Raw genomic sequence first — 20,749 nt, forward strand, 5'->3', positions numbered from 1 at the left:
CCCTGATGCTTCAGAACGCCACGCGGACGCCGCCATAGACGGCAGCACCCGGGGTCGCGAAGCTGAACACTTCCTCATAGTTCACGTCGAACAGGTTCTCGACGCGGCCGAATACCGAAAAGCGATCGGTCAGCTTGTACTGCGCGTTGAGATTGACCAGCGTGAAGGGCTTGAGCGACACGCGCACCGGCACATAGCTCGGGTCGGTATAGGCGACGTCGTCGATTCGGCCATTGTAGCGCACGGTCAGCGTGGTCGAGAAGCGCTCGTCCTTGCTGAAGAGCGTGGCGTTGAAGCTGGCAATGTCGCCGGGGCGGCGGACTTCGGTGACACCGTCCTCGGTAGCATCAAGATGCGTATAGACCGCCTCGATCTGCACTTGCCGGATCGGGCGCAGGCTGGCGGTGACTTCCACGCCGTGCTGCTTGGAATCGGTGGCGCGGTTGGCCGGCGTCGCGGTGTAGTTGGGCGCCGGATAGCTGGTGTAGATCTCGTCGGTCAGCTTAGAATCGAACCAGGTCGCGCCGATCACGGCCTTGCCGTCCCAGAAGCTCTGGTCGACGCCGACTTCCCAGCCCTCGGACTTCTCCGGCTTCAGGTCCGGATTGCCGATATAGGTGCCGCTCGAATAGCCGTAGAGTTCGTAATAGCCGGGGTTCTTCACGCCGGTGCCGTAAGCGGCGTGGACGCGCGTCTCGGTCGGCAGGCGATAGCCGGCCTGGACGCGCCAGGTGGTAGTGTCGGCGAAGCGGTTATTGTCGTCGTAGCGGATCGAGGCGCCGCCGGTGAAGCCGCCCGCGGTCAGCTCATACTGGCCGACCAGGCCGAGATTGTCGGTGTCGCGGCGGCCGCGGAACGCGTCATAGGGCGAGCCGGTCGACGGCGCGATGTTCTGGAACTGCTCGCGCTCCCAATCGACCGCACCGGTCAGCCGGTGGCTGATCGCGTCGGTGCCGAAGCGGAAGCTCGACACGAAGGATCCCTTGTAGCGCTGGCCCTTGTCGCCATAGTTGAAGCCGAAGGCGTTGTAGCCCTTGCGCGTGGTGTCCGAGAACTGACCGGAGAGCGTGTTGGTCCAGCGCCCGTCGAGCGCGGTCAGCTCGGCGCTGAGCAGGCCGTAAAGCGCTTCGTTGGTGAAATAGGTGCCGGGGCTGTCGATCGTGTAGCCGAAGCTCGGGCTCGCCGGATTGGCATCGGCATCGTTGGTCTCGGCATCGGTATAGCTGTAGCGCAGCACGCCGCTCAGCTTGAAGTTCTCGGCTGGAGTCCAGTTCAGCTTGGTGGTCGCGCCGACATTGTCGGAGCCGATGTCGCGGCTGCCGCCGCGCGCGGTGGGATAGCCTCTGGTGTGGTACCAGCTGCCCGACACCGCATAGTCGAAGTCGCCCGAGGCGCCGGCGGCGCGGGTCGCGGTGCTGATCGTGCCGAACGAGCCGCCTTCGATGCGCGCGCTGTAGCCCGGCGCCTCGCGACCCGAGAGCGTGATGTAGTTGATTACGCCGCCGATCGCGTCCGATCCGTAGAGCGAGCTCTGCTGGCCGCGCAGCACTTCGACGCGCGCCGCCGGATCGGCGATCAGCGTGCCCAGGTCATATTCGCCATAATAGGGATCGGCCGCCTCGATCCCGTCGATCAGGACGAGGACGTGGTTGCTCTCCGAGCCGCGGATGCGGATCTGGGTCTGGCCGCCGATCGCGCCGATCCGGCTGACCGAGACGCCGGGCACGTCGCGCAGCACGTCGGAGACGATGCGGGTCTGGCGCTGGTCGAGCTGCTGCGCGGTGATCACCGTGGCGGAGGCGGGCAGGTCCTTGAGTTCGGTGCCTTCGCCCGAGCGCGAGGCGGTGACGACAATCGTGTCCTGCGGGTCGCTGGCCTGGTCCGCGTCTTGGGCGAAGGCCGGCGTGGCGGCGGCGATCGCGAGCAGCGAGACGAAACTGGTCTTCAACATGGGTAGTCCCCCCGGCGCCCGTGCAACGAGGGCGGGGGCCTGCCGCGAACGGCCGGTGCGAGACGCGAGGCGGGCGCTTGTTCGCCGTCGCGCACGTACCGAAGCGGCCCCTGCCGCTTGGTTCGTCGCTCAGACGGAGAGATACCGTGCCCTGGCCATCCCCTGGACCAAAGCAAGAGCGACCGTTGCGCCGGCAGGTCTCCTGGCTCGCGGGTCAGGGCGTGATGCACGGCCTTCCCGGACCGATGGTCCAGTGGCTGCTCCCTCGATTGGGGAGCCAGTGCATCGCGCTCGCCGCTTACAGTTGCAGGGACAGCCGCGGAATTGGACGGAAGGCCCGTCCGCACCGCATTCCCGTTTAAGCCCCTTTCGGGGCACCGGCGCGATCTTGTCGTGGAGGGCGTGTGCCCTCCACGGCGCGGCGCATAGGGCAAATGGAACGCCGCGCCAAGCCGCTCAGCACTCCGGATCGGTGCAGCGGGTGACGATCGTGCCGTCCGCCGTCTTCGCTGGAGCCTCGGGAATGAGGACCGTCTTCGGCTTCGGCGTCTCGGTGGCGACGGGCAGCGGAGTGAGGATGGGCGCCGGGCTCGGCGCGGCGTCGGGCGTCGGCGAAACGATCACGGTGCCGCTCTTTGCCGGCGCATCGGCGGTGCGTGCGAGGAACAGCATCAGGCCGGCTATGCCCGCCAGCGGCAGCAGCCAGAGCAAGTGTTTGCGGATCAAGGGCGATCTCCATGCGGAAGCGCTCCGGCGGCGGGACCCGCCGCCGGAGCGTTCGTTCGGTCAGGGCAGGGTGTTGCCGATGCTGATGACGTGGAGCCGCCCGCGATTGGCGTCGATCTCGGTCGGTGCCGCGGCGTAGATCACGTCCTCGGTCGTCGACTTGAGAATGCCCGAGATGCGGGTCACCGCGCTCTGGGCTGGTGCGACCTGGCGTACCGCCCAGGTCGGGCTTTCCGCTGCCATCAGGCCGCTGCCCAGCACGGTGAAATAGACCCGGGCCCGGGTGCCGTTGTGCGTGGTCTCGACGGCGGCGGGCACGTCGTTGTTGGCCGTATAGATCTTCACCCGGTCGACCCAGGCGCCGTTCCAGCGCACGCGGTAGACATCGAAGTTGTACGCGTTGGTGCCGCCGGCGGTGCGATAGCGATAGGCTATGCTCGGCCGGGCATATTGATCGACGGTGAGCCCTGCCGCCTGGATGCCGACGCCGTCGTTCGAGTTGTTCCACACCTCGCCGGTGCCCAGCCCCTGGAACAGGACATTGGCGGTGGTGCGCGTGGCCGGGGCACTGAGCGCGACGCCGTTCGCGGTGCGGAATACGCCGGCGGCGACATCGTACTTCAGGTAGGAGCCGTAGTGGCGCAGCGAGCGCGGCGTGCCATAGGCCCATTCGAAGGCGATATGGACGTTGCCCGCATCGTCGATCTTCAGGTCGTCGGGATAGACGTAGTTGGTGTTCTCGCGCGCGAAGATGCCGATCTTCGACCAGCTGTTCGCGGCATTGTCCCAGCGATAGAGCTCGCCCTGGCCGGCATTGTTGTAATGGTTGCGGATGATCAGGAAGATGTCGCCATTGGGCGCATCCTCGGCGATTGGATAGGTTGCGCCGACAGTGCCCGGCATGTCGCCGATGCGGCGCAGCATTCCGGTGGGATCATTGGGTGCGCTCGATCGGAAATAGCGCCAGTCGTCGACATGATGATCGGTCCAGACATGGATATAGCCGTCTCCGTCCACCGCGATCGTCGGCTGGTCATGCCCGACATCGTCGGCATGGCTCCAGACATTGCCGTTCTCGTCCTTGAGATAGTCGATCGTCCAGGCGTCGGTGCCGGTCTTCACACCGATCTTGATCTTGTGCGTGCCGGCGGTATCGCCCGGCGCGTTGAACGCGACATAGGTGGTGTTGCCCTTCACCACCATCGGCCGCCACCAGGCGGCGGCATTGGAGGAATCGGTCTCGGCCGGTACCGTGTCCACGACCACCTGGGCCTGGGCGGTGGCGGGCGTCAAAAGGGCAAGCGGGCACAGCAACGCTGTGCTGGCAATCAAGCGCAAGCGCATGGCATTCTCTCCTGATTTTAGTTTTGGTTACTCGGTACGCGTCTCCTTGGACCGGGTGTGTCGGGCGGATCAGCCGCCCGTCAGGTCAATCGCGAACAGCCCGCCGCTGGCGGGGAAAGCCTCGAGCTGGGCAGGCGAAAGCCGCATGCGCGAGCTTGTTACGTAGAGCGTGTCGCCGGCCAGTGCGGCGCTGCTGAGATTGGGTGCCGGCACCGGGATGCTGCGCAGCATGGCGCCGTCGGGCGCCAGCTCGGCGATACAGCCGCCGCCCCACATCGCGACGAAGAAACGGCCATTGGCCGCGCGGGTCATGCCGTCGGGCTTGCCGGGCACGTTCATGAAGTCGCTGACGATCACCGGCTCACCGAGCATCCCGGCTTCGATATCGGCAGGATAGGCGATCAAGGTGCGCGAGAGCGTGTCGATGACGAACAGCGTCTTGCCGTCTTCGGAGAAGGCCATGCCATTGGGAACGCCCAGGCCTTCCGCCACGCGGCGCGGCGCGGCTTCGGGGCTGGGCGCATGGAAGATTGCGCCGCGGCCCGCCAGGATCGCCTTGTGCATCGTCCCGCCCCACAGGCCGCCTTTGGGATCGACGGCCAGGTCGTTGAAGCGGCATCCGGCGCCGATCTCCGCAACGGGTCCGGTAGTACCGGCGAGGGTGCAGAAGGCGCTCTCGAGCGTGCCGGCGATGCGGTCCTCGGGCAGCGGGGCGAGGCCGAAGACGGGTTGGTCGGTCGGTTGTTCGGTCGCCTGGCCTTCGGTTAAGCGATAGATTCGGCGGCGCACCGGATCGGTCCAGGTGACGGTATCGCCCTGCACTACCGGGGACTCGCCGATGATCGCCTGCGGGTTGGCGAGCAGCAGCGCGCGCGGGGCGTGCCGGATGGCGCGGACCAGCGCACGGGCGCGGCCGCCGACCTCCTCGGCGGAGCGGCCCGGCTTGTAGAGATCCGATCCGATGCCGAAGCCGCTGCAGCCGGCCTCCCGCAATGTCGGGATATTGGCCGGGCCGACGCCGCCGACCGCCAGCACCACCACATGCTTAGGCAGCACCGTGCGCAGCGCGGCGATGTCACCTTCGCGCCCGGCGGCAGGGAAGAACTTAAGGTGGCGCGCGCCGGCGGCGAGTGCGGCGAACGCTTCGCTCGGCGTTGCGCAACCGGGCAGCGGAACCAGGCCGAGATTTAGTGCCTCCCCGATAACCGCGGCATCGACATTGGGCGAGACACAGATCGCCGCGCCGCATGCGGCCAGCTTTCGTACCTGCTCCGGATCGGTGACGGTCCCCGCCCCGATCGCCATCCGGTCGCCGAACTGGCGGCAGAGCAGCGCGATCGTGTCGAACGGGTCGGGCGAATTGAGCGGGACTTCGGCGACGCGGATGCCGGCATCGTAAAGCGCGCCGACCATCGCCGCCGCTTCCCCGGTGCGCAGCCCGCGCAGGATCGCGACGATCGGCAGTTCGGCCAGCGCCGCATCGAGCCGGGCGGCAGCGCCGTCGCTCATCCGATGCTCGCCCGGTGCAGCGCGCGGAAGCCGAGCAGGCAGGCGTGCCGCGATTCGACGAGTTCGCTCTCGATGCCGACCGAGCCGAGCGCGGCGGCGTAGAGGCGGGAAAGCGGCCCGTTACCGATCAGCGGCACCACGGCACCGCCCATATCGGGGAAGGCCGCCATCGCATCGGCGATCTCCGAACCGATCAGCAGTCCGCGGATATAGGATGCGGCGTCGGCACGGCTGAGCGCGCCGCGGATCACGCGGGCGCGGGCGCCGAAGAGGAGGCTCGACAGCCCAAGCCCGCCGGCACGGCCGCGTGCGACTCCCTCGCGGAATGCCGGTCCGTCCGCCGCCTCGCCTTCGACGATCGAGGCGAGCAGCCCCTGCGCGGTCAGCCGGTCGAAGATCTCGCCGGACATGGCGGTGAGGAACTCGCCGATGCGTCCATTCTCGCGTCGCACCCATTTGGTATGGGTGCCGGGCAGCGCCGCGACGCCGTCGCCGGGAGCCAGCTCCATCAGGCCGAGCAGTTCGGTTTCCTCGCCGCGCAGGATGTCCGGCGCGGCGTCGAAGTCGCGGTTGCAGGCGATGCCAGGTACGATCCGCACCGGGCTGTCGCCGATCTCCACCGGGATCGTCGCACGGGCGAGGTCCGCCATGCCGGCCGGTGCAATCGCATAGGGCGCCTCGGCCCAGCCGATATTCGATCCGATCATGCCCGATGCGTAGATCGGGCCGTGATCGGGCCAGCGCGCGGCGAGTGTCGCCATAACCTCGGCCATGCCTTCCCGGCTCAGCCCCGCAACGCCCTTCGCCGCGACGATCTCATCGACCGCGGTCCCGTCGCCCGCGATACGCCAGGCGCGGAAGTTCGAGCTTCCCCAATTGACGCCGACAATCTCGGCATCAGCGGCGTGTGACACTTGCACCTCCGTCCAGGGGATGAATGGCCCCGGTGATCCAGCTCGCCCGATCCGAGGCGAGGAACAGCGCCAGCTCCGCAACGTCCTCGGGCGTGCCGAGGCGGCCAAGCGGATGGCGCAAGATATTGGCGGCATGCGCGGCTTCAGGATCGGCCGCGCGATCGAAGGAGTCCTGCAGCAGCGGCGTATCGACCGAAGCCGGAGCGATTGCGTTGACCCGGATCCCATCCGGCGCGAATTCGAGCGCGGCGGTGCGCGTCAGGCTCTCGATAGCGGCCTTGGATGCGGCATAGGCCGCAAGCGTCGGCGTGGCGAAATCAGCATTGATCGAGGAAAGCAGCAGGATCGATCCGCCGCCCCGCGCCCGCATCGGAGGCACGGCATGGCGCAGCAACCGCACGGCGCCGATCACATTGACGTTGTAGATATCGGCCCAGGCGGCGGTCTCGGTGTCGATCACGCCGCCATGGACCGAGATGGCGGCGGCGTGGACGAGGATGTCGATCCCGCCCAGCCGCGCCACCGCTTCGGCCACGTCCGCATCCGAGCGGAGATCGGCGACCAGCGCCTCGTCCGCATCGGATGCGGGCCGGAGATCGAGCCCGACGACCCGGGCGCCGGCAGTGCGGAACCGCCGGGCGATCGCCGCGCCGATCCCGCTCGCGGCGCCGGTTACCAGCGCCGTGCGTCCTGCCAGTTCGCTATCGCTCACCTTCGATCTCCTCCCGGCAGGCTGGCGTCAGAATTTGACGCTGATGCTGGCCTTGTACATGCGCCCGAAGAACAGGTTCGTCCGCAGCGCTTCCGAGGAGCCGTCATAGGTGCGCTGGTGCTCGTTGAGGAGGTTGTTCGCCTCGAGGTTGAGCGAGAAGTTCTTCGAGATGTCGTACCGGAAGGTCGCCGACAGATCGGTATAGGCATCGTTGTAGATGCCGGTGTTCGCACCCGACAGGCCGACCAGATAGTCGTCGCGCCAGTTGTATGCGACGCGGAAGGAAACCGGACCCTTCTCGTAATAGCCGACCAGGTTGGCGTTGTTCTTCGACAGGCCCGGGAAGGCGAGCACGCGGCCCACCGCGTCGCGGATCGGCGTGGTCGAGTCGATGTACGAATAGGTGGCGACGATGCCGAACCCGTCCAGCGCGCCCGGGAGGAAGTAGAAGGGCAGCTGGAGCAGTGCCTCGATACCCTTCACCTTGGCGCCGTCGCCATTGATCTTGCGGTTGATGAGGTAGTTGACGTTGTTGAACGTCTCAGGGCTCTGCTTGGCGACGATGAAGGTCGAGACGTCCTTGTAGAAAAGCCCGACCGAGAACAGCGCCTGGCGGCCGAAATAATATTCGAGCGAGGCGTCGAACTGGTTGGCCTTGAACGGATTGAGGTTCGGCGCGCCGCCGCTGCCGGTGCCCGGGGTGGTCTGCACGCCGCCGACGAAGATCGCGGTGTTGTTGAGCGTGACGCCGTTGTTGAGATCGGCGGTGTTCGGGAAGGCGACGACCTTCGCCGCGCCCAGGCGCACGATCATCCCTTCGGCGACGTTCAGTCGGACGGTTGCCGAGGGCAGCCATTCGTCATCGGTGCGCTCGAAGCTGGCCGGGGTGACCCCGCCGGTGGCGCCGATCAGGTTGCCGATCGAGGTCATGTCGCGGTGCAGGTAGCGCACGCCGATATTGCCGGCGAGGTCGAGGCCGCCCTCCACCTTGAAGTCGAGCTTGGCATAGCCTTCGGTGAACTTCTCGTTGATCCGATAGGTACCGGCGAGCGCGGTGGCCGTCTGGGTCGGATTGAGGCAGGCCGCCGATTGCGAGACGGCGGTGACCGTGGTCCAGGCACTGCAGCCGTTGGCGATCGTGTCATTGCCCGCCAGGAAGGTGCGGGTCAGGCCCGCGAAGTCACCCTCGGCGAACTTGGGATTCGAGCGCAGCGTCAGATATTGCGCGAGCGAGGTCGCGACGATGCCGCCGGTCGGGCGGATATCGGCGAGCGCCGGGTTCACCCGCGTGTCGAGCTTCTGATAGCGCACGCCGACGCTCAGCTTGTCGAGGAAGCCTTCGCCCAGGTCCGCGCTCCAGTCGGTGCGCGCGGCGGTGGCCTCGGTCTTCGCCCGGTAGAGATTGTCGAACAGGATGGTGAAGCGCAGCTGCGACGGATCGCTCAGGTTGATGCCGCTGATCGAATAGGCACCGAGATCGCCCTTGGAGAAGTCGAAGCTGGTGCTCGGCGTGATCGTGGTGAGCGGCTGGAGCCGGAGGTAATTCTGGTCGTAGCTCGAGGTCGAGCGGTTGTACGAAACCTCGGCGCTCGCCTTGATCCGGTCGGTCACGTCGAACTTGCCGTTCAGCGCCGAGGACCAGGTGTCGGCCTTGGTATAGGCGAACTCGCTGTTGGTCAGCACCGGCGCGGTCGAGTTGCCCGAGATAAGGATGTTGTTCGGCGAATAAGTGGCGTTGGTCAGCCCGGTCTGCGGGTTGAACGAGACCCAGTAGCGCTCGCGGTCCGAGATCAGCTTGGAATAGAAGCTGTCCAGGGTGATCTCGACGCCCGGGCCCGGCTTCCACTGGATCACGCCGTCCAGGCCGAACTTGGTGCGCGTCTCGGAAATTTCCTCGGGGCGAACGTCCGAATGACCGAAATGCACAGCGCCGTTTGAGTCAGTGAAGCGGGTATAGCCCGAGAAGGTATCGAGTCCCTGCTGCGAAAGCTTGCGGCGACCATAGGAAGCCGAGACCAGCACGCCGAGCGTGTCGCCGGCGAACTTCTGCGAGACCAGGCCGAACAGCTCGTAGCTCGGCTTCTCGGTCAGCGTGTCGTAGCTGGCGCCGGCGCGGGCGGCGATGCTGTTCGGGCCGTCGAGTGGCTTGCGCGTGTTGATATCGACGATGCCGCCAAGCGCGCCCGCAATGTCGTCGGCGCCGGCAAGCTTGGTCACCTCGAGGCGCGAGATCAGCTCGGAGGGGACCAGCGACAGGATACCATAGGTCGAGCTGCCGAGCTGATCGAGGCCGACGCCGCCGCGGCCGGTGGCATCGACGATCTCGCGGCCGTTGAACAGATAGACGTTCTGACGAAGGCCGCGCACCGAGACGTTAGTGCCCTCCGCAATGCCGCGATCGACCTGGATGCCCGAGACGCGGGCGAGCGATTCGGCGACGTTGCGATCGGGCAGCTTGCCGATGTCGTCGGCGACGATCGCATCGACGAACTGGATCGCGTCGCGCTTGATGTCACGCGCGGCGCCAAGGCTCTGGCGGATGCCGGTGACGATGATGGCGCCGTCGTCTTGCTGCCCGGCGGGATCGGCTGCCTGGGCGGCCGGCGCGGCCGAGTCGGTCTGCGCTGCGGCGGGCGTGGCAAGCAATGCCGCCGACCCGAGAATGGTGGACACCAGCAGGCGCTGGACGGTGCGATTCTTCATATCCTCTCCCCTTATCAACCCGGCGGTTGGCGGGCCCGGACTTTATGCCCTTGGCTTCCGCATTACGTATCTACTAAAGCAACAATAAGGATCGCGCAACACCCTCGTTCACAGAGGGCAACGCGGTGACAGCGGCGCAACACTTGAGTTGACAAGGGTTATTTTGCGGATGCATATGACAAATATAGCAACAAAATATTTCGGAGGGGACGTGACCCAACTGCAAGGCGTGCTGCCGATTCTGCCGACGATTTTCACTGCCACGGGCGCGGTGGACGAGGCCGGCATGCGCCGCGTCCTCGACTATATCGTCGCCGCCGGCGCGCAGGGCGTGGTCTTCCCGGGGCTCGCCAGCGAATATGACATGCTGAGCGTCGAGGAGCGGCTGCACCTCACTGCGCGAATCGGCGAATGGCTGGATGGCCGGGTGCCTTTCGTGGTCGGGGGCAGCACCGGCGATACCAATGAGGCCATCGCCTATGCCGAGGCCGGCGCGAAGGCCGGTGCTTCGGCGGCGATGATCCTCACGCCCAAGACCTTTGCCGGCGATCTTGCCGCGATGGCCGGTTTCTTCCACGCCGCGCACCAAGGCTCGGGCATCGCGATCATGCTGCAGAACGCGCCGGCGCCGATGGGCATCGGCATGCGGCTGGAGCAGGTCGCGGAACTTGCGCACCAGGTGCCGGGCATCAAATATGTCAAGGAAGAGGCGCCGCCCTCGGGCCAGCGCATCACCCGGCTGACCGCACTGGCCGGCGATTCGCTCGAGGCCGTTTTTGGCGGGGCCGGCGCGCGCTATGTGATCGACGAGCTGGCGCGCGGCGCACGCGGCACGATGCCGGCCTGCGAGATCACCGAGCTGCACGTCCGCATGCTCGCCGACTATGCGGCGGGCGAGGAAGGGCGCGCGCGGGATTTGTTCGAGCGTACTTTGCCCCTGCTCAACATGCAGGCGATCTTCCGCTGGCGGCTGACCAAGGCGGTGCTGCAGCGTCGTGGGTTGATCGAGAGCACTTATGTGCGTGCGCCGGGGCCGGAACTCGACCGCTACGACCAGGCAGAGCTGGACGCGCTGCTCGCCCGGCTGGCAGACTTGCTGCCGGTGGAAGCACCCCAGGGGGCACTCGCCTGACCATGCGCATCGCCGCGATCGACACGTTCATCGTCACTGTCCCCCGCGACACCCCCTATCTCGGGCCGCTCGCGGAGGGGGAGCGCGTGAATGCGCGTGGCTATATCGTGCGCAAGGGCAACGGCACGATCTACCCCACCGTTGACCGTTCGATCGTGGTGCGCGTGACCACCGAGGGCGGCAGCGTGGGCTGGGGCGAGACCTATGGCATCTGCGCACCGCGCGCGACCTGCGAGATCATCAACGATCTGCTCGCACCGGTGCTGATGGGCGAGGAAATCACCGACATCGGTGCGACCTGGGACCTGCTCTACGGGCTGATGCGCGTGCGCGGCGCCTGGGGCGGCTTCCATGTCGATGCGATCGCGGCGATCGACATCGCGTTGTGGGATTTGAAGGGCAAGGCCAAGGGCAAGCCTGTCCGCGACCTGATCGGCGAGACCGTGCACGGGGCGATCCCGAGCTATCTTTCGGGGCTTCCGGCGGCGACGCTGGAGGCGCGGGTGGCGCTGGCCAGGGACTGGCAGGCGCGCGGGATCGACGCGTTCAAGTTCGCCGCGGTGGTCAGCCATGAGGGGATCGTTGCCGAGATGGCTGCGCTCCGCGAGGCGCTGGGCGACAAGGCCGAGGTCCTGATCGACCTGCACTGGAAGTTCAGCCCGGCCGAGGCTGCCGACCTGATCCAGAAGCTTGTGCCGTACCGCCCCGGCTTCGTCGAGGCGCCGGTCAGGCCCGAGGACATCGCCGGCTTGGCACATCTTGCGGCTACCAGCCCGGTTCCGGTCGCAGCGGGCGAGGAATGGTACACCGAGTATGAGGCCGCGAACCGCCTAGCCGCCGGCCCGCTGGCGTACATCCAGCCCGAGATGGGCCATACCGGCATCACCCAGTTCGTCCGAATCGCCCGGCTGGCAGCGGCGAAGCGCGTCGCGGTGGCGCCGCATGCGACGGTCGGCACCGGCATCTTCCTCGCCGCCAGCCTCCAGGCTTCGGCGACGATCCCGGGCCTGTGGAAGCATGAGTGGCAGCACTCCGTGTTCGAGCGGAACCTGGCACTGCTCGACACCGATATGGGGCATGGCGAGGGCGGCTATGTCCTGCCCACTGGTGCGGGCCTTGGCGTCGAGCCGAACGGGCGCTTCTGGGGCCATGCGGAGCAGGTGGCGTGAGCTATGCGGCGCGCACGCGCGGGTGCATAGGATGCAACCATGCGCGCTAAACTCAACGCCCAGCCGAACCAGAGCCTGATCGACGGCATCGCCACGCTCCAGGCGCTTGCCACTTCGCCCGAGCCGGTCGGCTGCCGCGAGCTCGCTCGCCGGCTCGACGCCGATCCGACCAAGATCAACCGGCTGCTCAAGACGCTCGCCTATCTCGGCATCGCCCGGCAGACCGCCAACCGCAAATATACCGCCGGTGCCGGCATGCATGTGCTCGCCGCGCAGAGCCTGTTCGCATCAGGCCTGATCCGGCGCGCGCTGCCGGTGCTCGAGAATCTTCGCCGCTTTGGCCACACGGTCGCGCTCGGCGTGCTGTGGGGCGACAGCGTCAGCTATCTGTTTCACGCGCCGCCGGGAATCGAGGCATCGCGCGGGCTTGGGCGTATCGGCCTGCTGCCCGCCACCACCAGCGGCATCGGCATCGTCCTGCTCTCCGAGCTGGACGACGACGAAGTGCGCGACATCTACCGCGACAAGGACATTCCGATGTTCCCGGAAGGGATCGAGCAGCTGCTCGCCAAGCTCGCCGAGGTACGGCGGCTGGGCTATGCGCGTGTCCATGTCGCCGATGAGCGCGACCATCATGTCGTCGCGGTTTCGACCGGCGACCCGGCCCATGCCGGCATCGCGCTTTCCGGCTGGATTCCCGAGGCGGCGACCGAGCCGCTGGTTGCCGCGCTGCGCGAGGCTGCACCCGAAATAGGAGGCTGAATGTCCGATCCGGCTGTGCCCATCGGCGAGACCAAATCGCCGAGCCCTTTGCGCTGGGCGATCCTCGCGCTGCTCTTCGCCTCGACCGTGCTCAACTATGTCGATCGGCAGACGCTTTCGATCCTGGCGCCGATGGTCCAGCGCGACCTGGGCATGAACGACATCGGCTATGCGCATGTCGTCCAGCTGTTCCTGATCGCCTACACCATCGCCTATCTCGTCGCCGGCTGGCTGACCGACAAGCTGGGCACGCGGACGGCGCTGGCGCTGTTCGTCGGCTGGTGGTCGCTCGCCAACATGGCGACGGGCTTCGTGCGCAGCGCCGGGGCGCTGGGCGGGGCACGGGCGATGCTCGGCCTGGGCGAGGCGGGCAACTATACCGCCGGGCCCAAGGCGGTCTCCGAGCATTTCCCGCCGCGCGAACGTGGCTTCGCATTCGGCACCTATACCGCCGGCGCAATGGTCGGCGCGACGATCGCCCCGCCGCTGATCGGCTGGCTGGCACTCACCTATGGCTGGCGCGAAGCGTTCGTGGCGACCGGCGCGATGGGCTTTGTCTGGTTGGTTGCCTGGCTGGCGATCTATCCGCGTCGCAAGGAGGCGCGGGAGGAAGTGCGCGAGCCGACGCCGTGGCGCGTCATCCTGCGCGAGCGGCCGCTCTGGGGCTTTGCCGTGTCGCGGATGCTCGCCGATCCCGTGTGGTATTTCTACCTGTTCTGGTTCCCAAAATACCTTGCCGATCAGCGCGAGCTGAGCCTGATGACGATCGCGGCGACGGCGTGGATCGTCTATCTCGCGGCGGACATCGGCAGCATCGGCGGGGGCATCTTCTCGGGCCAGCTGATCAAGCGCGGGATGACTCCTCCGAACAGCCGGCTGGTCGGTCTTGGCGTCGCGGCGGTGCTGGCGCCGGTGGGCATGCTGATCTCGACCAATCCGGGGATCGAAGTGACCTTCGCGCTGGCGGCACTGGTGGCGTTCGCGCACCTCGTCTTCCAGATCAATATCAGCACCCTGGTGGTCGACCTCTATCCGACCCGGGTGGTGGCGACCGTGTTCGGCATCGTCGCGGCGGGCAGCGGGCTGGGCGGGATCTTCTCGACTCAGCTTGTCGGCCGCCTCGCCCAGTCGGGCAATTACGGGCAGATCTTCCTGCTGATGGGGTGCCTCCACCCGCTGGCGATGCTGATCGCCTTTGTGGCACTGCGCAGCCAGCCGAAGTCGGAACTGCGGCCGGGTTAATCTTCTTCCGTCACCCCGGGCTTGACCCGGGGTCCCGCTCCTTCGCGGGAGGGTAGGATAGCGGGACCCCGGCTCAAGGCCGGGGTGACGAGTATATCGGGGTCTACGCCAGCCCGTTGCGCTGCTGCCAGCGTCGGGCGAGGTTGGGCCAGTCCGACATCGGCCAGGCCGGATCGCCGCGCAGGCCGAGCCCGTGTGCGCCGTCCTCGAACAAATGCATGTCGATCGAACCGCCCGATCCGCGCACCGCGCCGAACAGCGCGAGCGCGTGATCGACCGGCACCACCCGATCATGGACTGCATGCGCCAGCAAGATCGGCGGCGTGATCCCTGGCAGGCGCTGGTCGAACGACCAGGCGGCTGCGTCCGCAGTTGAGGCGTCGGGGCCGAGCAGCGCCAGCTTCGATCCGGTATGCGCGCCCGCGCCCATCGACACGACCGGATAGAGCAGGATCGCGCCATCGGGCCGGGTGAGCAGCCGGTCGGCGGCGTCGATCACCGGATAGGTGCGGTCATAGACCTTCACGCACAGGCTGATCGCCAGATGCCCGCCGGCAGATCCGCCGAGCACGCTGACGCGCTTGGGGTCGATGCTCCATTTGCCGCCCGCCCGGATCAGCCGCATTGCCCGTTGCGCATCCTGCAGCGCGACGAGCGCGCCGCCGCCCCACCGATCCGCGGGCAATCGGTAGCGCAGCACGAAGGCGGCGATGCCCTGCGCATTGAACCAGCGCGCAGTCTCATAGCCTTCGCGGTCGATGCCGACGCGCGAATAGCCGCCGCCGGGCAGGATCAGGATCGAGGCGCCGGTCGGGCTCGTGGTCGGCGCGAAGAAGGAAAGGGTGGGGCGCGTGACGTGCTCGGCGACGCGGTAGCGCAGCCCGGCATTGTCGGTCTGGTCGTCGATGCGTTCGGTCATCGCCGGGATCGGGCCGCCCGGCATTTTGCCCTCGGGCCAGAGCGGCAGGACGAGATCCGGCTCGCGGGTGTCGCGGGCGAAGGCGAGGAGGTCGCCTGGCGACGCGGCTTGCGCCCTCGCGGCGCCCGCCGCGACGACGGGCAGCAGCGCAGCCGCCTTGAGCATGTTCCGGCGGCTACCGGCTTCCACGATGCGGGTCATCATCCTCTCCCTGCGCGGCCCTTGTCGATGCGGGCGAGGGCATCCTAGCCAGTGTGGCGAACACAGCAACGAAAATGGCCGATATCCTGCGGAAAGGCACAATATCGGCCATGATTGTTGCTATAAATGTCTTGGCCGGTTCATTGGCCCGACGCTACCGCCCAATCCAGCCCAAAGCGCGCCAGATATTTGCGCAGCCGGTCTGCATCATTGGCGCTGGTCCGGCGGGTGCGCGAGGCGGCGAAGAGGGTGCGGCCGGCTTCGGATAGCGAGCGGCTGCGCCGGCAGGTGCGGATCGCCTCCGCCAGCTGGACGCGATCGAACGGATCGATTTCGGCGAGTGCCTCGGTGGCGAGGATCGTGCCCAGCACGCCCGCTTCGTCCTCGCGCTGGCCCGACCAGAGCCGCTTCAATCGTTCGATCTCCGCTTCCACGCATTCGAGGTCGATCCGGCCCTTGGCGCTGAGCGTCGCCATACGCGTCACGCTGGCGGCGAGGTCGCGGAAATTGCCCGGCCACCTGGCATCCGGTCCGGTCGCGAAGGCCAGGTAGCGCTGGCGGGCTTCCTTGTTGAAGCTGGCGCTGTCGCCCTCGCGTTCGGCGAAGCGCTCGAGCTCATAGTCGAGGTTCGGCTCGATATCCTCGCGCCGCTCGGCCAGGCCGGGCAGCTGGAAGGTCCAGAGGTTGAGCCGGGCATAGAGATCGTCGCGGAACTGGCCGGCGGCGACGGCCTCGCCCAGGTCACGATTGGTGCCGGCGATCAGCTGGAAGTCGGATGCGGCTTCCTTGTCAGACCCCACCGGCAGGAAACGCTTGTCCTCGATCGCGCGCAGGATCATCGCCTGCTCGTCGAGGCCCAGCTCGCCGATCTCGTCGAGGAACAACATGCCCTTGTCGGCGGCGCGCAGCAGCCCCGGCCGATCGGCAACCGCGCCGGTGAAAGCGCCCTTGCGGTGCCCGAACAGCGCCGACATCGCGCCGTCGCCCTTCAGCGTCGCGCAGTTCACTTCGACGAAGGTGCCTGCGATCTGGTGCTTGAGGCGCTTGAGCTCGTAGATGCGTCGCGCAAGCTGGCTCTTGCCCGCGCCGGTGGGCCCCATCAGCAGGATCGGCGCCTTGGAGCGATGGGCGACATGCTCGATCTCGTCGATCATCCGGTTGAACGCGGCGTTGCGTGTCTCGATGCCCGATTTGAGGAAGGAGGTGCTTTCCTCCGCGGCAACGGCGAAGCGGGTGGCGATGCTGTCATAGCGCGACAGGTCGAGGTCGATCACGTTCCACAGGCCGGCGGCATCGCCGGGCGTGCCGCGCCGCGGCTGGGTCTGCAGCAGGCGGCCGGGCAGATAGCGCGCCTCGGTGAGCAGGAAGAGGCAGATCTGCGCGACATGCGTGCCGGTGGTGATGTGGATCAGATAGTCTTCGACGTCCGGATCGAAGGGTTCGGCTCGGGCGAAGTCGAGCAGCTTTCCGTAGACCTGCTCGAAATCCCAGGGGTCGCCGAAATCGAGCAGCCGCATCTCGACGGTGGTCTCGGGGGACACCGAGGCGATGTCCTCGGCGACATATTCCGCCAGCCGACGATGCAGCGAGCCGTGCAGCAGGATGAAGCGATCGACGCGCAGATCCTCGTGCATCGTCAGTGCGACGGACGGGCGCCACTTGCCCCAGCGTGACGGGCCAAACTTGCTCGCGTCAAGCGTCGAGCCGAGGAATCCGATAACGGTGAGTGGCTTCATGCTTATACCATAGGATAAATTACGATCTCTATCGATAGCAAAATCGCTTTCGATTTGTTTTCGATGAGAATGCAGTCACATCAGCGTGCCGAATAAAATAACTAATAACCAATATGTTGTGAGAAAATTCCGGCGCGCGCAGCGAAACTGGCACGCGCACTGCAATACATTTCGGCGTCGGACGGGGAGATGTCGAACCTCCCAAGCCGGCGGCGGAAACGCGGGGCGGCCGGAATGGGCTGGCCGCCCCCGGGAAATTTCACAGGGCGTAGCTCAGGCTGCGCAGAGCGCCCGCCTTGGGAGCGGGAGGTCGCAGGTTCAAATCCTGCCGCCCTGACCAGATACGAGGAGTTGGACGATGGCCAACAAAGGACTTTTCGCTTCGGCGATCGCAAAGCTGATGCCGGCCGCGGATACGCGGAACCGCGAGGGTGCGCCGGCCTATGCCTATGGGCCCGAGCACAAGCTCGCCCAGCTTGCCGTGACCGGCGCGCTGGCCGACAATTTCTACGCGCCGGCGGAAACGCAGCTGGCCGAGATGCTCGATGCCGCACGGGTCTGCGATCCGTATTTCGTTGCCCAGGCCGCGGTCTACGCCCGGCAGTCGGGCGCGATGAAGGACATGCCGGCGCTGCTTGCGGCGTATCTCACGGTTGCCGATCCGGATCTTGCGGTCCGCGTGTTCGGCCGGGTGATCGACAATGGCCGCATGCTGCGCAACTTCGTGCAGATCATGCGCTCGGGGCAGGTGGGGCGTACTTCGCTCGGCTCGCGGCCGAAGCGGCTGGTCCAGCGCTGGCTGGAGCAGGCGTCGATGCCGCAGCTGATGGCGGCGACGGGCAAGGATCCGAGCCTGGCGGACATTGTCCGCATGGTGCACCCCAAGCCCGCCGATGCGGCGCGGCGCGCTTTCTACGGCTGGCTGATCGGGCGTCCGTACGACGTTGCCGCGCTGCCTGCCGAGATCGCCGGGTTCGAGGCGTGGAAGGCCGATCGGTCGCTCCCGCTGCCGAACGTGCCGTTCGAGTGGCTGACTGCCTTTCCGCTGACGGCGGAAGACTGGGCGGTGCTGTCCACGCGGATCGGCTGGCAGGCGCTGCGGATGAACCTCAACACGCTGGCGCGCAACGGGGCGTTCGACGTGGCGGGGGTCGCCGATGCGGTTGCCGTGCGGCTGGCGGATGGCGACGCGATCGCGAAGGTCCGGCCCATGCCCTACCAGCTGATGGTGGCGCTGGACCAGGCCCGCGAGAGCGTGCCGCTCAAGGTCCAGGCGGCGCTGGAGGATGCACTCGAGCAGTCGCTCGCGCGCTTGCCGAAGGTGCCGGGCCGGGTCGTGGTCTGTCCCGATGTGTCTGGGTCGATGTCTTCGCCGGCGACGGGCTACCGCAAGGGCGCCTCGTCGAAGGTGCGGTGCATCGATGTCGCGGCGCTGGTTGCTGCAGCGATGCTGCGCACCAATCGCGATACCCGCGTACTGCCGTTCGAGCAGGCGGTGGTGAAGGTGAAGCTCGATCCGCGCGCCCGCGTCGCTGTGAATGCGGCGAAGCTGGCGGCGATCGGCGGGGGCGGGACCAACGTCTCGGCACCGCTGGCTGCACTCAACCTGCTGCGCGAGCCGGTGGACCTGGTGGTGATCGTCTCGGACAACGAGTCCTGGGTGGATGCCAACCGGTACGGCGCGACGGCGACGATGCGCGAGTGGAACGCGCTGAAGCGCCGCAACCCGGCTGCCAAGCTCGTCTGCATCGACATCCAGCCGCATGGCACCAGCCAGGCGCAGGACCGGGCGGACATATTGAATGTCGGGGGCTTCTCCGACGCGGTGTTCGACACCATCGCGCGCTTCGTCTCCGGCGACACGCGTGACGGGGTGGGCATCGTCAAGCAAGTGGAGATCTGACGAACAGGGCCGTGGCGAATGCCGGCGGGATTACATTGCTCCAAGGGGAAACCCGAAAGTCCGGAAAGAGCGCCCGGGAGGCTTCGGCCGAACGGGAGGTGGGGTTTGAGTCCCCCCGTTGCAGCGGTAGCTCAAGGACGTTCTCGTCACTCCTCGTCGCCACGGCCCAACACGAACATCACGGCGAATGCCGGGCAAGGACTACATTGGTAATGCGGGTGTCGCGGGTTCGAATCCCGCCCGCTCCCCCGGGAGCGGTAGCTCAGCGGATAGAGCACCGGCCCTTCGGGGCAGTCTTTCCCATCCCTCGTCGCCGTGACCGGCAAAACCCGGCGAATGCCGCGTTGGACTACACCTCCAAAGTGTCCCTTCGGGGAACGTCCATCGCATCCCTCGTCGCCGGAACCCAATTCGCTGGCGAATGCCGGCGGGACTACAGGACAGAGCACCCGCCCTCTTGCGGCGGGAGGTCGGCGGTTCAACTCCGCCTCCGGGCAACCGGATAGCTCAGCAAAACTGTCTCGCCACCGCTCGTCGCCGGCACCATGATCGAGTTTGAAGGAGGTCGCGATGACCGAGACGCTGTATGATTTCCAGCACGTCGAAGGGGGCGTGCCGATCAAGATGTGGACCCGTGGCGTGCCTGTGGAAGACGGGGCCCGCGACCAGCTGGCGCGCGCGGCGAAGATGCCGTTCGTGTTCAAGCATGTCGCCGCGATGCCCGATGTCCATATCGGCATCGGCGCGACCGTCGGCTCGGTGATCCCGACCAAGGGCGCGGTGATCCCTGCCGCGGTGGGTGTCGATATCGGCTGCGGCATGATGGCGGCGCGCACCTCGCTGGTGGCAAGCGACCTGCCCGACAATTTGGAAGGGATCCGCAGCGCGATCGAGCGCGCCGTGCCGCACGGCCGGTCGATGAACCGCAACAAGCGCGACACGGGTTCGTGGGGCGATCCGCCCCCGGCGATCGTCGAAGCCTGGGCAACGCTTGCCCAGCGATTCGACCGGATCGTCGAGAAGTATCCGAAGCTCAAGAACACCAATCACCTGGTGCATCTGGGGACTTTGGGCACGGGCAACCACTTCATCGAGCTGTGCCTGGATCAGGACCAGCGCGTGTGGGTGATGCTCCATTCGGGGTCGCGCGGCGTCGGCAATGCGATCGGCACCTACTTCATCGAGCTGGCGAAGCAGGACATGCGCAAGTGGCACATCAACCTGCCCGACGAGAACCTGGCCTATTTCCCGGAAGGGACCGACCATTTCGAAGACTATGTCGAGGCGGTCGGCTGGGCGCAGGACTTCGCGGCGCTGAACCGGCGGATGATGATGACCAACGTCATCCGCGCGCTGCGCGGGCAGATCGCCAAGCCGTTCGATGCGGAGCTGGAGGCAGTCAACTGCCACCACAATTATGTCCAGCGCGAAAACCACTTCGGTGAGAATGTGCTGGTCACCCGCAAGGGCGCGGTCCGCGCGGCCAAGGGCGTGCTGGGGATCATCCCCGGATCGATGGGCGCCAAGTCGTTCATCGTGCGCGGCCTGGGCAACGCGGAATCGTTCGACAGCTGCAGCCACGGGGCGGGGCGCGTGATGTCCCGCACCGCGGCCAAGAAGCTGGTGACGCTCGACGAGCATATCCGTGACACCGCGGGTGTGGCGTGCCGCAAGGACGAGGGCGTGATCGACGAGACGCCGAAGGCGTACAAGCCGATCGAGGCCGTGATGGCGGCGCAGGCCGACCTGGTCGAGATCGTCCATACGCTCAAGCAGGTGGTGTGCGTGAAGGGCTAAAAGCTCTCCTCAGCTCTTGGCGCACACCG

Annotated in this window: 15 protein-coding genes, 1 tRNA gene and 1 riboswitch; of the genes, 7 read left to right on the forward strand and 9 right to left on the reverse strand. The window is 66.9% G+C overall.

The genetic code is table 11. The features are described from left to right. Positions 1-10: 10 nt before the first annotated feature. The 7 genes from O3305_RS18270 to O3305_RS18305 form a co-directional block, all read right to left on the reverse strand. Positions 11-1,951: a TonB-dependent receptor plug domain-containing protein gene (locus O3305_RS18270; RefSeq protein ID WP_269573807.1), complete on the reverse strand. Its 1,941-nt coding sequence runs from the start codon at positions 1,949-1,951 to the stop codon at positions 11-13. A gap of 175 nt (positions 1,952-2,126) precedes the next feature. Beyond that, a riboswitch (cobalamin riboswitch) is annotated at positions 2,127-2,348 on the reverse strand. Positions 2,349-2,407: 59 nt separating this feature from the next. Next, positions 2,408-2,677 (reverse strand): hypothetical protein, encoded by a 270-nt coding sequence (locus O3305_RS18275; RefSeq protein ID WP_269573808.1) that lies wholly within the window; start codon positions 2,675-2,677, stop codon positions 2,408-2,410. A gap of 60 nt (positions 2,678-2,737) precedes the next feature. Continuing rightward, entirely contained in the window at positions 2,738-4,021 is a 1,284-nt protein-coding gene (locus tag O3305_RS18280) for a BNR-4 repeat-containing protein (protein ID WP_269573809.1), read from the reverse strand. Between the two features lie 69 nt (positions 4,022-4,090). Further along, positions 4,091-5,530 (reverse strand): 2-dehydro-3-deoxy-6-phosphogalactonate aldolase, encoded by a 1,440-nt coding sequence (locus O3305_RS23155; RefSeq protein ID WP_353739202.1) that lies wholly within the window; start codon positions 5,528-5,530, stop codon positions 4,091-4,093. Beyond that, positions 5,527-6,444, reverse strand: coding sequence for a 2-dehydro-3-deoxygalactonokinase (locus O3305_RS18295; protein ID WP_269573810.1), 918 nt, complete (start codon positions 6,442-6,444; stop codon positions 5,527-5,529). The genes O3305_RS23155 and O3305_RS18295 overlap by 4 nt, the downstream gene beginning before the upstream one ends. Beyond that, a complete protein-coding gene (locus O3305_RS18300) occupies positions 6,428-7,156 on the reverse strand; it encodes an SDR family NAD(P)-dependent oxidoreductase (protein ID WP_269573811.1) in 729 nt (242 codons plus the stop codon). The genes O3305_RS18295 and O3305_RS18300 overlap by 17 nt, the downstream gene beginning before the upstream one ends. A gap of 27 nt (positions 7,157-7,183) precedes the next feature. Beyond that, on the reverse strand, positions 7,184-9,859 hold the full coding sequence (locus tag O3305_RS18305) for a TonB-dependent receptor (RefSeq protein WP_269573812.1): 2,676 nt from the start codon (positions 9,857-9,859) through the stop codon (positions 7,184-7,186). Between the two features lie 211 nt (positions 9,860-10,070). On the opposite strand from O3305_RS18305, the gene O3305_RS18310 reads away from it, so the two are divergent. Genes O3305_RS18310 through O3305_RS18325 form a run of 4 tightly spaced genes read left to right on the forward strand, consistent with a single transcriptional unit; the run spans position 10,071 to position 14,164 of the window. Further along, positions 10,071-10,991 (forward strand): dihydrodipicolinate synthase family protein, encoded by a 921-nt coding sequence (locus tag O3305_RS18310; RefSeq protein WP_269573813.1) that lies wholly within the window; start codon positions 10,071-10,073, stop codon positions 10,989-10,991. A gap of 2 nt (positions 10,992-10,993) precedes the next feature. Next, positions 10,994-12,160, forward strand: coding sequence for a mandelate racemase/muconate lactonizing enzyme family protein (locus tag O3305_RS18315; RefSeq protein WP_269573814.1), 1,167 nt, complete (start codon positions 10,994-10,996; stop codon positions 12,158-12,160). Positions 12,161-12,199: 39 nt separating this feature from the next. Continuing rightward, positions 12,200-12,922 carry an IclR family transcriptional regulator gene (locus O3305_RS18320; protein WP_184161717.1) on the forward strand — a complete coding sequence of 241 codons (723 nt, stop codon included), beginning with the start codon at positions 12,200-12,202 and terminating at the stop codon, positions 12,920-12,922. Further along, positions 12,923-14,164, forward strand: coding sequence for an MFS transporter (locus O3305_RS18325; RefSeq protein ID WP_269573815.1), 1,242 nt, complete (start codon positions 12,923-12,925; stop codon positions 14,162-14,164). A gap of 103 nt (positions 14,165-14,267) precedes the next feature. Here O3305_RS18325 and O3305_RS18330 read toward each other — a convergent pair whose 3' ends face one another. Both O3305_RS18330 and rtcR read right to left on the reverse strand, forming a co-directional pair. After that, on the reverse strand, positions 14,268-15,284 hold the full coding sequence (locus O3305_RS18330) for an alpha/beta hydrolase (protein ID WP_269573816.1): 1,017 nt from the start codon (positions 15,282-15,284) through the stop codon (positions 14,268-14,270). Positions 15,285-15,424: 140 nt separating this feature from the next. Then, positions 15,425-17,020: an RNA repair transcriptional activator RtcR gene (gene rtcR, locus O3305_RS18335; protein WP_269573817.1), complete on the reverse strand. Its 1,596-nt coding sequence runs from the start codon at positions 17,018-17,020 to the stop codon at positions 15,425-15,427. A 262-nt stretch (positions 17,021-17,282) separates the two neighbouring features. Here rtcR and O3305_RS18340 point away from each other — a divergent pair. The 3 genes from O3305_RS18340 (at position 17,283) to O3305_RS18350 (ending at position 20,720) form a co-directional block, all read left to right on the forward strand. Further along, positions 17,283-17,360: transfer RNA gene (locus tag O3305_RS18340), tRNA-Pro, on the forward strand. Positions 17,361-17,378: 18 nt separating this feature from the next. After that, positions 17,379-18,923, forward strand: a complete 1,545-nt coding sequence (locus O3305_RS18345; protein WP_269573818.1) for a vWA domain-containing protein — start codon at positions 17,379-17,381, stop codon at positions 18,921-18,923. 570 nt (positions 18,924-19,493) lie between these two features. Then, the gene (locus tag O3305_RS18350) at positions 19,494-20,720 is read left to right on the forward strand and encodes an RtcB family protein (protein WP_269573819.1); all 1,227 of its coding nucleotides are present in this window, start codon (positions 19,494-19,496) and stop codon (positions 20,718-20,720) included. Positions 20,721-20,749: the final 29 nt, after the last annotated feature.

Origin of the sequence: Sphingomonas sp. NIBR02145 (assembly GCF_027359115.1) — a bacterium.
Classification (GTDB): domain Bacteria; phylum Pseudomonadota; class Alphaproteobacteria; order Sphingomonadales; family Sphingomonadaceae; genus Sphingomonas; species Sphingomonas kyeonggiensis_A.

Excerpts from the sequence above, each read along its gene's own strand:
- O3305_RS18320 (WP_184161717.1), top strand. The coding sequence starts at position 12,200 with ATGCGCGCTAAACTCAACGCCCAGCCGAACCAGAGCCTGATCGACGGC.
- O3305_RS18305 (WP_269573812.1), bottom strand. The coding sequence starts at position 9,859 with ATGAAGAATCGCACCGTCCAGCGCCTGCTGGTGTCCACCATTCTCGGG.
- O3305_RS18315 (WP_269573814.1), top strand. The coding sequence starts at position 10,994 with ATGCGCATCGCCGCGATCGACACGTTCATCGTCACTGTCCCCCGCGAC.
- O3305_RS18280 (WP_269573809.1), bottom strand. The coding sequence starts at position 4,021 with ATGCGCTTGCGCTTGATTGCCAGCACAGCGTTGCTGTGCCCGCTTGCC.
- O3305_RS18350 (WP_269573819.1), top strand. The coding sequence starts at position 19,494 with ATGACCGAGACGCTGTATGATTTCCAGCACGTCGAAGGGGGCGTGCCG.
- O3305_RS18330 (WP_269573816.1), bottom strand. The coding sequence starts at position 15,284 with ATGACCCGCATCGTGGAAGCCGGTAGCCGCCGGAACATGCTCAAGGCG.
- O3305_RS18270 (WP_269573807.1), bottom strand. The coding sequence starts at position 1,951 with ATGTTGAAGACCAGTTTCGTCTCGCTGCTCGCGATCGCCGCCGCCACG.
- rtcR (WP_269573817.1), bottom strand. The coding sequence starts at position 17,020 with ATGAAGCCACTCACCGTTATCGGATTCCTCGGCTCGACGCTTGACGCG.
- O3305_RS23155 (WP_353739202.1), bottom strand. The coding sequence starts at position 5,530 with ATGAGCGACGGCGCTGCCGCCCGGCTCGATGCGGCGCTGGCCGAACTG.
- O3305_RS18325 (WP_269573815.1), top strand. The coding sequence starts at position 12,923 with ATGTCCGATCCGGCTGTGCCCATCGGCGAGACCAAATCGCCGAGCCCT.
- O3305_RS18345 (WP_269573818.1), top strand. The coding sequence starts at position 17,379 with ATGGCCAACAAAGGACTTTTCGCTTCGGCGATCGCAAAGCTGATGCCG.